Origin of the sequence: Ciceribacter ferrooxidans, from assembly GCF_004137355.1 — a bacterium.
In the GTDB taxonomy this organism is placed as follows: Bacteria; Pseudomonadota; Alphaproteobacteria; order Rhizobiales; family Rhizobiaceae; genus Allorhizobium; species Allorhizobium ferrooxidans.
On the sequence record NZ_SDVB01000267.1, the window covers coordinates 1 to 259 of the forward strand.

1 protein-coding gene is annotated in these 259 nt (G+C 54.1%); it reads right to left on the reverse strand.

Annotation, left to right across the window (positions count from 1 at the left end; genetic code table 11):
- The coding region (locus EUU22_RS25350) for a hypothetical protein (RefSeq protein WP_165351238.1) at window positions 1-259 on the reverse strand (259 nt) is incomplete at both ends.

The following is a 259-nucleotide window of genomic DNA, read 5'->3' on the forward strand; positions in this document are numbered from 1 at the left end:
CACTGTGCCGTGCTTGGGGAGCTGATGCAGCGCCTGTAACAACACGGCATCCGCTAACAGCCTAGCATCGAGCCGCTCATTATGGAGCAAGCGTGATAAACGTTTGACCGCAGCTTCTTGATTGCCAAAATACCGTGCCAACTGGGCCTGACAGGCCGTTTGTTGCTCGATGATGGCGGCAACATAGTCATGGATGGCTTTGAGCTGATGGCCATGTGCCCATGGCAACATAAACGCGATATAATCGCCCAGACGAGTG